This is a genomic window from Streptomyces sp. NPDC002773, from assembly GCF_040295605.1.
GTDB lineage: Bacteria > Actinomycetota > Actinomycetes > Streptomycetales > Streptomycetaceae > Streptomyces.
The window spans coordinates 310,592-325,035 of record NZ_JBEOVO010000001.1 but is presented as its reverse complement, the minus strand read 5'-3'; the positions used below and the strand labels follow the sequence as shown (position 1 = coordinate 325,035).

Here is a 14,444-nt window from a genome sequence, read left to right as displayed (position 1 = left end):
GGTGTGTTTCCCGTCACTGCGCGCGCTCGGCCGCGAGGAGCGCTCGGGGCACCGGCTGGGCACGCGTGACCTGCGTGGAGGTCGTCGAACTGGAAACGCCCGTACGGGCGACTCCCGACACGCCCGGATGGTTGCCCTCACGGGTACGGTTCGCTCCGTCACGATCGGGTCACGGCGCGCGCCGTATCGTCGGAACGCACGACGAACCGGACGGGAAACACCAGGTAGCTTGGGTGTGCCTGGAGGAAAGACAAGTGGATCGAGGTGCAAGTGCCTGACGTCTCCGTGGTCGTCATCGCGTACAACGACGCAGAGCGTCTCCCGACGGCCGTTCAGTCGGTACTGGATCAGACTCTGCACGGCGTCGAAGTGGTGATCGTCGACGACTGCAGCAAGGACAGCACCTTCGAGGTCGCCCAGGCGCTCGCCGCCGCGCATCCTGACCGGGTCAGGGCCTTCCAACTGCCGCAGAACAGCGGCGGCTGCGGCGCGCCCCGCAACCACGGCATCCAGCAGTGCGCCGGCGACTACGTCATGTTCCTCGACAGTGACGACGTGCTCGAGCGCAACGCCTGCCGCAACATGCTGGACGCCGCGGAGAGCACCGGCTCCGACATCGTCGCCGGCCTCTGCGTCCGCGTGCACCTGGACAGCCGCAACCAGAAGAAGACCACCTGGTACCCCTGGCTGTACTCCAAGACCCGGACGATCGAGTCGATCACCGAGCTGCCGGACCTGCTGACCTTCGACACGCTGTCGACGAACAAGTGCTACCGCCGCGAGTTCCTCCTGGAGTCCGGGCTCGAGTTCCCGGTCGGCATCCACTACGAGGACCTGCTCTTCTCGGCCCAGGCCTACGTCGCCGCGCGCCGGATCACGCTCATCCCGAACACGGTCTACTACTGGAACGTGCAGGAGAGCGCCGCCGCCAAGTCGATCAGCAACCGGCGCCACGAGATCGCCAACTTCGTGCACCGCATGGAGATCCACCGCCGTGTGGACGCCCTGCTGGAAAGCAAGGGCTACGACGAGCTCAAGTACCGCAAGGACATCAAGTTCCTCAAGCACGACCTGGTCCTCCACTTCCGTGACCTGGCGCTGCTCGACGAGGACTACCGGCGCGAGTTCGCCGAGCTGGCCAACGGCTACCTCGACGAGATCGCCCCGCAGGCGTACGAGGAAGTGCAGCCGCTGCACGCCATCTGCGCCTACCTGCTGAGCAAGGAGGACTGGGACAACCTGCTCCCGGCCACCGAGGCGCTCACCAACCCGGGCCGCCTCACCTCCCCGCTCGCCGAGGTCGACGGCCAGATCTACTGGTGCGACCGGCACCTGGACACCGAGCAGGGCCGTCAGATCCTCGACGTCACCCCGCGCGGCTTCCACACCCGCCCGCTCAGGGCGCTCGCCCTCGGCAACAAGCTGACGTCGTACGAGAGCACCGACGGCGTCGTCAAGCTCGCCGGCCGGGTGGTCAACCCGCTGGGGCGGATCGCCCCGGACGCCGACATCAGCGCCGCCCTCGAGTTCTCGGCCCGCCGCAGCGTCGGCGGCAAGACCGCCCACATCCCGGTGACGTCGATCCGGCACGCCGGCCAGTGGATCGAGTGGGAGGGCACGGCGGACATCGCCCGGACCGTCCGCCCGCTCGGCATCATCGACGCCGTCTGGGACGTCCGCCTGATCCTCATGGTCGACGGCCAGCGGCTGCGCACCCGGGTCTCCGTCGGCGCCACGTCCCTCGACAACGCCCGCGCCCTGAAGGTCCGCCCGCGGCTGACGACGCTGGTCTCCGACCGCCTCGTCCCCGAGATCACGAAGAAGGGCAACCTCTCCTACGTGCTCTCCGCCGAGGGCAAGGCGGCCGTGCACACCTCCTCGATGATCGAGGGCGCCATGCACGGGCGCACCGCCCAGCTGGCGAAGACGAGCCTGCGCCGCCTGCTCAAGGCGAAGAAGGACCTGAACTCGGGCGAGACGAAGCTCCGCGTCTACCACGACTTCTACAGCAAGCTGCCGATCCGCAAGGGCCTCGTGGTCTTCGAGAGCCACCTCGGCAAGCAGTACAGCGACAGCCCCAAGGCGATCTACGAGGAGATGCGCCGTCAGGGCGTCCCCTTCGACGCCGTGTGGTCCTACGCGGGCGCGAAGCCGACCGGCTTCCCCGAGGACGCCACCCTGGTGCAGCGCTGGAGCTGGCAGTACCTGCGGGCGCTCGCCCAGGCCGAGTTCTGGATCGACAACCAGGGCTTCCCGCTGCGCCTCACCAAGCGCCCGGGCACCACGTACATCCAGACCTGGCACGGAACCGCCCTCAAGCGGATGGGCTTCGACGAGCCCAACACCAAGGCACGCGGGCTCGCCGCCCAGGCCTCCTTCCAGAAGTCCCTGGACCGCTTCGACCACTTCCTGATCAGGGGCGAGCACGACCGGCGCACCCTCGCGAAGGGCTTCCGGCTCCGCGACGAGGTACTGCTGCCCGTCGGCTACCCGCGCAACGACGATCTCGCCGAGGCGCGCCGCCAGGAGACCGAGACCGGTGTCAGGGAGCGCGGCCCGCTCGCGGCCGAGCTGGGCATCGACCCGGAGAAGAAGGTGCTGCTGTACGCGCCGACCTTCCGGGCCGCCCCCGGCGGCAAGGTGCGAGCCTTCCAGCCCCCGTTCGACATCGAGGAGTTCGCCGAGCGCTTCGGCGACACCCACACCCTGCTGATCAGGACGCACTACCTGAACAGCGTGAGCCTGCCGCCGTCGGTCAGCGGACGGGTCGTCGACGTCTCCCGTCACCACGACATCACCCCGATCCTCGCCCTCGCGGACGGGCTGATCACCGACTACTCGTCCGTGATGTTCGACTACGGGCTGCTCGACCGCCCGATGATCTTCTTCACGTACGACTACGACGAGTACGCCAAGGAGAACCGGGGCACCTACTTCGACCTGAAGGAGCGCGCGCCGGGCCCGGTCGTGGCCACGGAGGAGGAGCTCTTCGGAGTGATCGCCAACTTCAAGGACGAGGCCGACACCAAGTACGCGGCGGCCCGTCAGCGGTTCAACGCCGAGTTCAGCGAGTACGACCGGGGCGACGCGGCCCGTCAGATCGTCGCCAAGTTCTTCACCAGGAGCGGGAAGTGACCAACCAGACCCTCGTGTCCGGCGGCCGCGACATCTTCATCGTCTCCAACAGCGTGGACGAGATGGGCGGTGTGACCACCTGGACGCACCAGATGGCCCGGGAGTTCACCGACCGTGGCCACAAGGTCCACGTCATCGGCATCACTCCCGCCCCGGCCGGCCGGCAGCACGAGTTCCCGGAGCCGCTGCCGTACGACACCACCACGCTGTACGACGCGCACCCGCCGCAGGCGAAGCCGCTGCGCGGTCTCAAGGGCAAGCTCAACGCGGCGGAGCGGCGGCGCAACGCCGCCCGTGCCGCCGGGATGCGGGAGCGCGCGGACCGGATGACGGCGCTCTTCGCCGCCGCCCGGCCGGGCGCGGTCGTCATCGTGACCCAGGTGTGGGCGATGGAGTGGGTCTCCCTCGCCGACACCAAGGGCCACGTGCTGATCGGCATGAGCCACGAGTCGTACGCGGCCAGCGCCGGGTCCTCCCGGCTCGCCCGTGTGAAGCGCTTCTACAAGGACGTCGACCGGCTCCTCGTCCTCACCCCCGGCGACGCGGACCAGTGGATCCGCGCCGGCATGGACAACGTCGGCCACATGCCGAACGCCCTGCCGTTCATGCCCTCGGCCCCGGCGCCGCGCAGCGAGAAGGTCGTCGTCTCGATCGGCCGCCTCTCGCACGAGAAGGGCGTCGACATGCTGCTCGACAGCTGGGCCGAGATCGCCTCCCGTCACCCCGACTGGAAGCTGCGGATCTACGGCGCCGGCGACGAGGAGCAGCCTCTTCGGCAGCGGACCACCGCTCTGGGCCTCGACGGGTCCGTGGAGTGGATGGGCCGTACCAACGACGTGCTCGGGGCGCTCTCCCAGGGCTCCGTGTTCGCGCAGGCGTCCCGTGCCGAGGGCTTCCCCATCACGCTCCTGGAGGCGATGGCGGCGGGCGTGCCCTGTGCCGCGTTCGACTGCGCTCCCGGCGTCCGGGAGATCATCAGGGACGGCGAGGACGGGCTGCTCGCGCGGCTCGGCAACGCGATGGAACTCGGCGCGCACATCAGCACGCTGATCTCCGACAAGGAGCTGCGCGACCGGATGGGCGACGCCGCCTTCGAGAACGTGAAGCGGTACTCGGCCGACGAGATCACCGACCGCTGGGAAGCGCTGTTCACCTTCCTGGAGCGCTGACGGTCCGCACCGCAGCACCTGCTGTACCCGCTGTACCTACGGGAACGGGCCGGGGAGATGTCTCCCCGGCCCGTTCCCGTACGCCCGTTCCGGTACGCCCTCTTCGGGTCAGACGGTGGCGCCGCGGCGGGCGACCCAGCCGGCCCACGCCGAACCGATCATGTCGCGCACGTCGTAGCGGGCCTTCCAGCCCAGCTCGGTGGCGATGCGGTCGGCGGAGGCGACGACCCGGGCGGGGTCGCCGGCGCGGCGCGGGGTGACGAGCGGCTCGGCCGTGTGGCCGGTGATCTCGTTGATCAGCGCGACCATCTCGGTGACGGAGACGCCCTCACCGCGGCCGATGTTGACGGTCAGGTCGCGCGGCTCGCCCGCCTCGGCCCACTCCGCGAGCTTGCGCGCCGCGACGAGGTGGGCGTCGGCCAGGTCCTCGACGTGGATGTAGTCGCGGATGCAGGTGCCGTCGGGAGTGTCGTAGTCGTCGCCGAAGACGCGCGGGGACTCCCCGGCGTCGAGGCGCTCGAAGACCATCGGGACCAGGTTGAAGACGCCGGTGTCGGCGAGCTCGGGGGTCGCCGCGCCGGCCACGTTGAAGTAGCGCAGGCAGGCGGTGGAGATGCCGTGGGCGGCGCCCGCGGCGCGGACCAGCCACTCACCGGCGAGCTTGGTCTCGCCGTACGGGCTCAGCGGCAGGCAGGGGGTCTCCTCGGTGACGAGGGCGACGTCCGGCATGCCGTAGACGGCGGCCGAGGAGGAGAAGAGGAAGTTGCGCACGCCCGCGGCGGCGACCGCCTCAAGGAGGACGGTGAGGCCGATGATGTTCTCGCGGTAGTAGTGCAGCGGCAGTTCGACGGACTCGCCGACCTGCTTCTTGGCCGCGAGGTGGACGACGCCCGTCACACCGTGTTCGGCGATCGTCCGGTCCAGGACCTCGCGGTCGAGGGTGGAGCCGACCACCAGGGGGACGCCTTCGGGCACCCGCTCCTCGTACCCCGTGGACAGGTCGTCGAGGACGACGACCCGCTCGCCCGCCTGCGTCATGGCGCGGACCACGTGTGAGCCGATGTATCCGGCACCGCCGGTGATCAGATAAGTCATAGCGCCCCAAACCCTTTCACTGAGAACTGCGGACAAGCCGACGGAGCCGGGCTCCGACCGCGCGGAGCCCGTCGCGGGCGCCGGGGGCGATCCGCACCGCCAGCGACCCGTTCGCCGTGTCGTACTCCTGCACAAGGAGTACACCGTACCGGGTGCTCGGAAGCACCGAGCGCCGCGGGGAAGCGTCCTGCGGGCGGAGCGAAGTGGTGTACGACTCACCATTCGCACAGGTCACCGTGACGGTGATGTCCCACAGCTGGACGCCCTGACGGCCGCGGCGGCGGCCCTCGTCGGCCAGTCCGGTGAACCGGACCGGGACGCGGGCGCTCCAGCGGCCCTCCGCTCCCTCGGCTCCCCCGGCTCCCTCGGCCCCTTCCGTCCCCTCCGCTCCGTCCGCCCCGGCGCCGGCGCGCAGCTCGACCCGTTCGGTACGGGCGGGCTCGGCGTCGCCGCGCGGCAGGAACGCGAGTTCGGCGGTGCGGGGGCCGGCCTCGGCGAGCCGTCCGTACAGGTCCCGCACCGTGAAGTGCAGGAAGCCGCCGCCGGCGCGCGAGACGGCGTCCACGACGAGCGGCAGTTCGTCGAGCGGCGACCGGTCCATGCCGTCGAGGCGGGCCTCCGGCAGGTCCTCGGCCCAGACGGCCGCGGCGGGGGTGCCGGCGTACGGCGGGAGCAGCCGAGCCGGGTTCGCGCACAGCCGGGACAGCCGGAGCAGGTCCCGCGGCTCCTCCGCGGCCAGCAGGAAACGGGCCGTCCAGCGGGCGGGTGCGGCGGCGGCGGCGATCTCCGGCTCCTGGAAGCCGGCCAGGTGCTCGCGGGTGGCCGCCCACCACGCGGCGCGGTGGGCGGCGTCGCGCAGCCGCAGGTCCCTGGCGTACATCCGCAGGTCGTGTTCGAGGAACTTGGTGCGGCAGGCGGCGGCGAGTTCCTCGCGGCCCGCCTCGGCGAAGGTCGCGACGGCAGCGCGATGGGCGGCGATCCGGTCCTGCCAGTTGGAGACGCCCTGTCGGTCGAGGGAGATCGACAACTGGGCGGCGGCCCGGCGGACGTGCCAGACGTAGACGGTGTCCGGGATCACGGCGACGCGGGGGGCGGCGGCGTACACCCGGGCGGTGAAGAGGAAGTCCTCGTAGACGAAACGGCCGTCGGGGAAGCGGATGCCGTGCTCTTCGAGGAAGGCGCGGTCGTACACCTTGTTGACGCAGAGGGTGTCGTGGAGGAGGGGGCGCAGCTCCTCGGGCGACTCCAGGACGGCCGGCTCCCGGTAGAGCTCGGGCTGCCAGCGGACGTCCCTGCCCTCGGGGAGTTCACGCCGTACGCACACGCCGACGGCCACCGGGGCGCGGTGCCGCTCCGCGGCGGCGACCAGGGCCTCGGCGGCGCCGGCGGGCAGGACGTCGTCACTGTCGAGGAACATGACGTACGGGGCGGTGGCGGCGCGGATGCCGTCGTTGCGCGGGGTGCCGCAGCCCCCGCTGTTCTCCGTGCGGCGCACCACCCGCAGCCGGGGGTGCAGGGCGGCCAGCTCGTCGAGCACCCGCGCCGTCCCGTCACCGGAGCAGTCGTCGACCGCCACGACCTCGGCGACCACGGGCCCCTGGTCGAGCGCCGACCTGATGGCCTCACCGACCAGTGCCTCGTCGTTGTAGGCGATGACGACGACGCTGAGCCTGGCTGCGGTCTCGGTCGTGGGGGCGGTACTCACACCAGGATCCTACGGGAGCGCCCCGCCCCGGCCGTCGGCCGACCGAGGCGCCCCCGCTCCGCTAGAACGGGTCGAACTAGAACGGGTCGAACTCGTCGAACTCGCGCTGGGGGTCGTCCCGCTCCGCGTCGCGGTCGCGGCGGCGCTGGGCCGCCGGGCGCGGGGCCTCCAGGCGATGGTCCTCGCCGCGGCGGCCGAGCATCTCGGCGCCGGCCATCATCGACGGCTCCCAGTCGAAGACGACCGCGTTCTCCAGGGAGCCGATCGCGACGCCGTCGCCCGCGCGGGCGCCCGCCTTCATCAGCTGGTCCTCGACGCCGAGGCGGTTGAGGCGGTCGGCCAGGTAGCCCACGGCCTCGTCGTTGTTGAAGTCGGTCTGGCGGACCCAGCGCTCCGGCTTCTCGCCGCGCACCCGGTACACCTCCTCGGCCTCGTCGTACGTGACCGTGAAGCCCGCGTCGTCGACGGCCTTCGGGCGGATGACGATACGGGTCGCCTCCTCCTGCGGCTTGGCCGCGCGCGCCTCCGCGACGATGCCGGCGAGCGCGAAGGAGAGCTCCTTGAGGCCGAGACGGGCCACGGCGGAGACCTCGAACACCTGGTAGCCGCGCTCCTCCAGGTCCGGGCGGATCATGTCCGCGAGGTCCTGGCCGTCCGGGATGTCGACCTTGTTGAGCACGACGATGCGGGGCCGGTCCTCCAGGCCGCCGTACTGCCGGAGCTCCTCCTCGATGATGTCGAGGTCGGTCACCGGGTCACGGTCGGACTCGAGGGTCGCGGTGTCCAGGACGTGCACGAGGACCGAGCAGCGCTCCACGTGGCGCAGGAACTCCAGGCCCAGACCGCGGCCCTGGCTGGCGCCCGGGATCAGACCCGGCACGTCGGCGATCGTGTAGACGGTCGAACCGGCCGTGACGACGCCCAGGTTCGGGACGAGCGTGGTGAAGGGGTAGTCCGCGATCTTCGGCTTGGCAGCCGAGAGGACCGAGATGAGCGAGGACTTGCCGGCGCTGGGGTAGCCGACGAGCGCCACGTCGGCGACGGTCTTCAGCTCCAGGACGATGTCCCGCGACTCGCCGGGCTCGCCGAGGAGCGCGAAGCCGGGGGCCTTGCGGCGCGCGGAGGACAGAGCCGCGTTGCCGAGGCCGCCGCGGCCGCCCTGGCCCGCGACGAAGGTGGTGCCCTGGCCGACCAGGTCGGCGAGCACGTTGCCCTGCTTGTCGAGGACGACGGTGCCGTCGGGCACGGTCAGGACCAGGTCCTGGCCGTCCTTGCCGGAGCGGTTGTCACCGGCGCCGGGCTGCCCGTTGGTCGCCTTGCGGTGGGGCGAGTGGTGGTACTCGAGGAGCGTGGTGACCGCCTGGTCGACGACCAGGGTCACATCGCCGCCGCGGCCGCCGTTGCCGCCGTCGGGTCCGCCGAGCGGCTTGAACTTCTCCCGGTGAACGGAGGCGCAGCCGTGGCCCCCGTTACCCGCGGCGACATGCAGCTCGACGCGGTCCACGAAGGTGGTCATGGTTCTGTGCCTCCAGTTACTTCTGGGTGGAATGTCTATCTAGTAACACGCGAAAGGCGGACCCGCTTCCCGTACGGGAAGTGAGGTCCGCCTCCGCAAAGATCCGATCAGGCGACCGGAACGATGTTCACGACCTTGCGGCCACGGTGGGTGCCGAACTGCACCGAACCGGCCTGCAGGGCGAACAGCGTGTCGTCGCCGCCACGGCCGACGCCGGAGCCCGGGTGGAAGTGGGTGCCACGCTGGCGGATCAGGATCTCACCCGCGTTGACGACCTGACCGCCGAAGCGCTTCACGCCGAGCCGCTGGGCATTCGAGTCGCGCCCGTTCCGGGTGGACGATGCGCCCTTCTTGTGTGCCATGTCTCAGTCCCTCTTACTTCGCAGCCGCGGGGATACCGGTGACCTTGATCGCCGTGTACTGCTGGCGGTGACCCTGGCGACGGCGGTAGCCGGTCTTGTTCTTGTAGCGCAGGATGTCGATCTTGGCGCCCTTGTGGTGGTCCACGACCTCGGCCGTGACCTTGATGCCGGCCAGGACCCACGGGTCGCTGGTCACGGCGTCGCCGTCGACAACGAGCAGGGTCGAGAGCTCGACCGTGTCGCCAACCTTGGCAGTGGAAATCTTGTCAACCTCAACGATGTCGCCGACAGCAACCTTGTGCTGGCGACCACCGCTGCGCACGATGGCGTACACGCGGATCTCTCTCTCACTCGGGATCGAAACCTCTGAAGCCAGCCGCTCACACGGACCCGAGGGCCCGCGGCGTTCCGGAATCGGACGAGCGGCCTCTCCCGACGAGCGGGAGGGAGTTGCTCAGAGGCGCGGCGCGTCGATAGACACGCCGACGGTCTAGGTTACGGGCGGCTGCCTGCGAGGGTCAAATTCGCCCGGGCGGTACGGGCCGCCCCCGTGTCACGGAGGCGGCCCGTACCCCGCCGGTCAGTCCTGGGAAGGGGCGGCGGTCTTCTCCGCCGCCTTCTTCGCCGGGGCCTTCTTGGCGGTGGTGGTCTTCTTCGCCGCGGTCTTCTTGGTCGCCGCCGTCTTCTTGGTGGCGGCCTTCTTGGCCGTGGTCTTCTTCGCCGCGGTCTTGCGCGCCGCCGTCTTCTTGACGGGGGCGGACTCGGCCTCGGCATCGGCGGACACGTCAGCGGCCTCGGTGGCTTCGGGGGCCTCGGCCGGAACCGTGGTCACCACGACGACGGCGGCCTCCTCGGCGCCCGAGGGCGAACCGGCGGGAGCGGTGGCCTTACGGACCACCCGGCGGCGGGCACGCGGCGGGGCGGCCACGGGGGCCTCCTCGACGACGGGCTCGACGACGGCCTCGGCGACGGGCTCGCTGACCTGCTCCACGACCGGCTCCGGCGCGGCCTCGGCGACCGGCTCGGCCACCACGGGCTCGGCGGCGGCCGGCTCGGCAGCGGTCGGCTCGGCGGCCGGCTCCGTGGTCGAGACGACCGGGGAGGTCGCCCGGCGCGTGGCACGGCGACGGCCGCGCGGCGCCGGGGCGGTCTCCTCGACCACCGGCTCGGCGACGGGCTCGACGACAGCCTCGGCGACCGGCTCCACGACGGGTTCCGGCGCCGCGGCCCGCTCCGGCCTCGCCTCGTACTCGACCGTCTCGGTCTCCACGACCGGCCGGGGGGCGACCGGCGCGGACACCCTGCGGGTGGCGCGACGGCGGCCACGACCGCGCGTGGCGGCGGCCTCGGCCTCGGCGACGGAGCCGTACAGCTCCTCGTCGGGGGCGATCGGCTCGGGCAGGGCCACCGGGGCGGCCAGCTCGGCGGCGACCTCGGCCTCGGTCTCGACCAGGGTCTCGACGTCGGTCTCCACGGCCTCGGCGTGCTCGTGCTCGTGGACGTGCTCGGCGCCGCCGCGGCCGCGCTTCTTCGAGCGCTTGCCGCCGCCACCGCCACCGGCGGTGGTCGGCTGCTCCATGTGCACGATGACACCGCGGCCGTTGCAGTGGACGCAGGTCTCGGAGAAGGACTCCAGGAGGCCCTGGCCGACCCGCTTGCGGGTCATCTGGACCAGGCCCAGCGAGGTGACCTCGGCCACCTGGTGCTTGGTCCGGTCCCGGCCCAGGCACTCCAGGAGGCGGCGGAGCACCAGGTCGCGGTTGGACTCCAGGACCATGTCGATGAAGTCGATGACGACGATGCCGCCGAGGTCGCGCAGCCGCAGCTGGCGCACGATCTCCTCGGCCGCTTCGAGGTTGTTCCTCGTCACGGTCTCTTCGAGGTTGCCGCCCTGGCCGGTGAACTTGCCGGTGTTGACGTCGACGACGATCATCGCCTCGGTCTTGTCGATCACCAGCGAGCCGCCGCTCGGCAGCCAGACCTTGCGGTCGAGCGCCTTCATGAGCTGCTCGTCGATCCGGTACGTCGCGAAGACGTCGACCTCGCTCGTCCACCGGGACAGGCGGTCGGTCAGGTCGGGCGCGACGTGGTGGACGTACCCGTGGATGGTCTCCCACGCCTCGTCACCGCTGACGATGACCTTGGAGAAGTCCTCGTTGAAGATGTCGCGGACGACCCGGACGGTCATGTCCGGCTCACCGTAGAGCAGCGTCGGCGCGTTGCCGCTCTTCGCCTTCTTCTGGATGTCCTCCCACTGCGCCTGGAGCCGCTCGACGTCACGGCGCAGCTCGTCCTCGCTCGCGCCCTCGGCGGCGGTGCGCACGATGACGCCCGCGTCCTCGGGGACGATCTTCTTGAGGATGGTCTTGAGGCGGGCGCGCTCGGTGTCCGGGAGCTTGCGGCTGATGCCGGTCATCGAGCCTTCGGGCACGTACACGAGGTAGCGGCCGGGCAGCGAGACCTGGCTGGTCAGGCGGGCGCCCTTGTGGCCGATCGGGTCCTTCGTGACCTGTACGAGGACCGACTGGCCTGACTTGAGGGCGGTCTCGATGCGGCGCGGGCCGTTGCCCATGCCGAGCGCCTCGAAGTTGACCTCACCGGCGTACAGGACGGCGTTGCGGCCCTTGCCGATGTCGACGAAGGCGGCCTCCATGGACGGCAGCACGTTCTGGACCTTGCCCAGGTAGACGTTGCCGACGTACGAGGTGGCCTGCTCCTTGTTGACGTAGTGCTCGACGAGCACGTTGTCCTCGAGGACGCCGATCTGGGTGCGCTCGCCGTTCTGGCGGACGACCATGACGCGCTCGACGGCCTCGCGGCGGGCGAGGAACTCGGCCTCGGTGATGATCGGGACGCGGCGGCGGCCCTGCTCGCGGCCCTCGCGGCGGCGCTGCTTCTTGGCTTCCAGGCGGGTCGAGCCCTTGATGGACTGGACCTCGTCGGCGCCGGTGCCGGGCTCGGCCTTCTCGCGGGCCGGGCGGGGCTCGCGGACCTTGACGACCGTACGGACGCCGTCCTCTTCGGCGCCCTCGGCGTCGGCGGAGGCGTCACCGCTGCGACGGCGGCGGCGACGGCGACGGCGGGAGCTGCTGGAACCGCCGGCGAAGCCGTCGGCCTCGTCGTGCTCCTCGTCCTGCTCCTCCTCGGAGTCCTCGGACTCGTCGGAGCGCGGCTCCTCGCCCTCCTCGGCCTCCTCGACCTCGGTGAGCTCTCCGCGGCGGCGGCGACGGCCACCACGGCGGCGACGGCGCGACGGGCGGTCCTCGTACTCGTCCGAGTCGTCGGCCTCCTCGGCCTCGTCGATCTCGTCGGCCACGGCCTCGACCTCGGGCTCGTCGGCGACGGTGGCCGGGACGGGCTCGACGGCGACGGGCTCGCCACGGCGGCGACGGCGGCGGCGGGAGCCGGTCTCGGCGCGCTCGGCGGGCTCGGGGGCCTCCACGACCTCGGCCTCGACGGTCTCCTCGGCCTCGACCAGCTCCTCGTCCTCCGGCTCCGCCACGCCGGCGGCGGCGGCCGCGGCGGCGGTCTCCGGGGTCTGGAACATCGGCTCGGTGAAGACCGGGGCCTGGAAGACGGCGACGGAGGGACGCGCGGCTCGGCGCGGCTCGCGGGCCGGGGCCGGCTCGGCGGTGAACTGCGGGGAGGACGCGCGACGGCGGCCGCGGCCACGGGTGGCGGCGGTCTCGGCGGCGGTGACCTCGGCCTCGTCGGCGGCGATCTGCGCGACGGCGGCCGGGGGAAGCGACTCGCCGGTGGCGGTCTCGGCGGCCGCGGGGGTCTCGGCGGCTGCGGGGGTCTCGGAGCTCGCCTCGGGCGAGGTGACCCTACGGGTGGCACGGCGGCGGGCACGCGGGGCGGGCGCGGCGGCCTCCTCCGCGACCTCGGCGGGGGCCTCGACGGGCTCGGCCGCGGGGGCCGAGGCCACCGTCTCCTCGACGGCCGGAGCGCCGGCCGGGGCGGTGGCCTTACGGGTGGCCCGGCGGCGGGTACGGGCCGGCGGAGCGGCCTCGGGGGCCTCCTCCGCGACGGCCTCGACGACCTCGGCCTGGGCGGGCTCCGGGGTCTCGGCGGGGCTCTCGGCGGCGGCCGTGGAGGTCACCGGCGACGTGGCCTTGCGGGTGGCGCGGCGGCGGGTCCGCGGCGCGGGTGCGGCCTCGGCGGCCTCCCCTGCGGAGGCCTCGACGGCCGGCGCCTCGGCGGTCGCCGGGGTGTCGGTCGCGGTGGTCGCGTCCGTCACCGGCGGGCCGGCGGGGCGGGAAGCGGCGCGGCGCCTGCGGCGCGGCGGCAGCTTGTCACCGGGGGCAGTGGTGTCTTCGTTGGACTCGAGCATGCGGGGTTCTCCCGTCACGCTCCCGGGCGCCGCGCCTGGTTCCGGTCCGGCGGCACGGTCGCGCCTGTGGCGCGGTGCCGTCGTCCGGGGCGCGGTCGCCGCACGGGAGCTCTATGTCTGGCTCGCCGGTTCCGTACGCCCTGTGCGGACGGCCTGGCGAAAGTCTTCTGGTCAGTGCGCGGCCCGACCCAGGTGGCTCCCGAGTACCAGGGCTGCGCTACGACGACCGCTCCCTACGCGATGCCTGCACCCGGCGCCGTCGCAGAGGCGGTCGCGGCGGCCGTGGTTGATGCGGCCGTGACTGCCTCGCGGTCGGGCGCGAGCGGGTCGGTCACCGTGCCGGACTCCTCGTCGAAGAGCCCCTGCGCCAGCCTGGTCACCGCAGCGGGGACCGGCGGCGCCAGGTCGGCCACAGCTCGGAGACCGGACAGGACGTCGTCGGGTCGCACGGCAGGTGTCACGTGCCGAACAACCAGCCGCAGTATCGCACAGGCGCTGTCCAGCGGCCCATCACCCTGGGGATCACCCGGGGGGCGGGTCGCCGTCAGCTCGGTGACCGCGGAACGCGCGTCGAAGGTGCGGACGCCGTTCTTGGTCTTGCGCTGTACTTCCACGGTCTCGGCCGCGAGAAACACGTCGGTCGCCTTCTGGGCGTCCTCGACGGTGACGCCTTCGAGACGCAGCTCCCACACGGAGGCGGTGAGCCGGTCGGCGAGGCCCGAGGTCCGGGCCTCGACGGCGTCGGTGATGTCGAGGCCGGCCGGGAGGGACTCGTCGAGCAGGACCCGCAGGGTCTCCGGGTCGCGCGTCTCGGTGAGGGCGATCTCCAGGTACTCGGCCTCGGAGCCCGTTCCCGTCGGGGCGGCGTTGGCGTACGACACCTTGGGGTGCGGGGTGAAGCCGGCCGAGTACGCCATGGGCACCTCGGCACGGCGCAGGGCACGCTCGAAAGCGCGCTGGAAGTCACGGTGGCTGGTGAACCGGAGGCGGCCGCGCTTGGTGTAGCGCAGTCGGATGCGCTGCACCGCCGGTGCGGGCGGCGGGCCTTCGGGCTGTCGCTTGCCCAGTGGTTCTTCTCCTCGGTGCGGGGCGACGCGGGTGGCGCCGCCCACGAGATGTACGGGTCGTC

Annotated in this window: 9 protein-coding genes; 2 read left to right on the top strand and 7 right to left on the bottom strand. The window is 72.0% G+C overall.

The window, feature by feature from the left end; all coding sequences use genetic code 11:
• The first annotated feature begins 264 nt into the window (after nt 1-264).
• Together ABT034_RS01390 and ABT034_RS01385 are read left to right on the top strand one after the other, a co-directional pair.
• A complete protein-coding gene (locus ABT034_RS01390) occupies nt 265-3,135 on the top strand; it encodes a bifunctional glycosyltransferase/CDP-glycerol:glycerophosphate glycerophosphotransferase (protein ID WP_351209991.1) in 2,871 nt (956 codons plus the stop codon).
• Nucleotides 3,136-3,197: 62 nt separating this feature from the next.
• The gene (locus ABT034_RS01385) at nt 3,198-4,304 is read left to right on the top strand and encodes a glycosyltransferase (RefSeq protein ID WP_351210419.1); all 1,107 of its coding nucleotides are present in this window, start codon (nt 3,198-3,200) and stop codon (nt 4,302-4,304) included.
• A 108-nt stretch (nt 4,305-4,412) separates the two neighbouring features.
• On the opposite strand, the gene galE is transcribed toward ABT034_RS01385, so the two are convergent.
• The 7 genes from galE to ABT034_RS01350 form a co-directional block, all read right to left on the bottom strand.
• On the bottom strand, nt 4,413-5,399 hold the full coding sequence (gene galE, locus ABT034_RS01380) for a UDP-glucose 4-epimerase GalE (protein ID WP_351209990.1): 987 nt from the start codon (nt 5,397-5,399) through the stop codon (nt 4,413-4,415).
• A gap of 16 nt (nt 5,400-5,415) precedes the next feature.
• Nucleotides 5,416-7,104 carry a glycosyltransferase family 2 protein gene (locus ABT034_RS01375; RefSeq protein WP_351209989.1) on the bottom strand — a complete coding sequence of 563 codons (1,689 nt, stop codon included), beginning with the start codon at nt 7,102-7,104 and terminating at the stop codon, nt 5,416-5,418.
• 76 nt (nt 7,105-7,180) lie between these two features.
• A complete protein-coding gene (obgE, locus tag ABT034_RS01370; RefSeq protein ID WP_351209987.1) occupies nt 7,181-8,620 on the bottom strand; it encodes a GTPase ObgE in 1,440 nt (479 codons plus the stop codon).
• 107 nt (nt 8,621-8,727) lie between these two features.
• A complete protein-coding gene (gene rpmA, locus ABT034_RS01365) occupies nt 8,728-8,982 on the bottom strand; it encodes a 50S ribosomal protein L27 (RefSeq protein WP_030317577.1) in 255 nt (84 codons plus the stop codon).
• Between the two features lie 13 nt (nt 8,983-8,995).
• Nucleotides 8,996-9,316 (bottom strand): 50S ribosomal protein L21, encoded by a 321-nt coding sequence (gene rplU / locus ABT034_RS01360; protein WP_015033583.1) that lies wholly within the window; start codon nt 9,314-9,316, stop codon nt 8,996-8,998.
• Nucleotides 9,317-9,562: 246 nt separating this feature from the next.
• Nucleotides 9,563-13,315 carry an Rne/Rng family ribonuclease gene (locus ABT034_RS01355; protein WP_351209985.1) on the bottom strand — a complete coding sequence of 1,251 codons (3,753 nt, stop codon included), beginning with the start codon at nt 13,313-13,315 and terminating at the stop codon, nt 9,563-9,565.
• Between the two features lie 233 nt (nt 13,316-13,548).
• The gene (locus ABT034_RS01350) at nt 13,549-14,340 is read right to left on the bottom strand and encodes a TIGR03936 family radical SAM-associated protein (protein WP_351209983.1); all 792 of its coding nucleotides are present in this window, start codon (nt 14,338-14,340) and stop codon (nt 13,549-13,551) included.
• Between the last annotated feature and the right edge of the window lie 104 nt (nt 14,341-14,444).

What these genes read in the sequence shown, in the direction of transcription:
- ABT034_RS01385 (WP_351210419.1), top strand. Translation starts at nt 3,198, where the DNA reads ATGGGCGGTGTGACCACCTGGACGCACCAGATGGCCCGGGAGTTCACC.
- ABT034_RS01355 (WP_351209985.1), bottom strand. Translation starts at nt 13,315, where the DNA reads ATGCTCGAGTCCAACGAAGACACCACTGCCCCCGGTGACAAGCTGCCG.
- galE (WP_351209990.1), bottom strand. Translation starts at nt 5,399, where the DNA reads ATGACTTATCTGATCACCGGCGGTGCCGGATACATCGGCTCACACGTG.
- rpmA (WP_030317577.1), bottom strand. Translation starts at nt 8,982, where the DNA reads ATGGCACACAAGAAGGGCGCATCGTCCACCCGGAACGGGCGCGACTCG.
- obgE (WP_351209987.1), bottom strand. Translation starts at nt 8,620, where the DNA reads ATGACCACCTTCGTGGACCGCGTCGAGCTGCATGTCGCCGCGGGTAAC.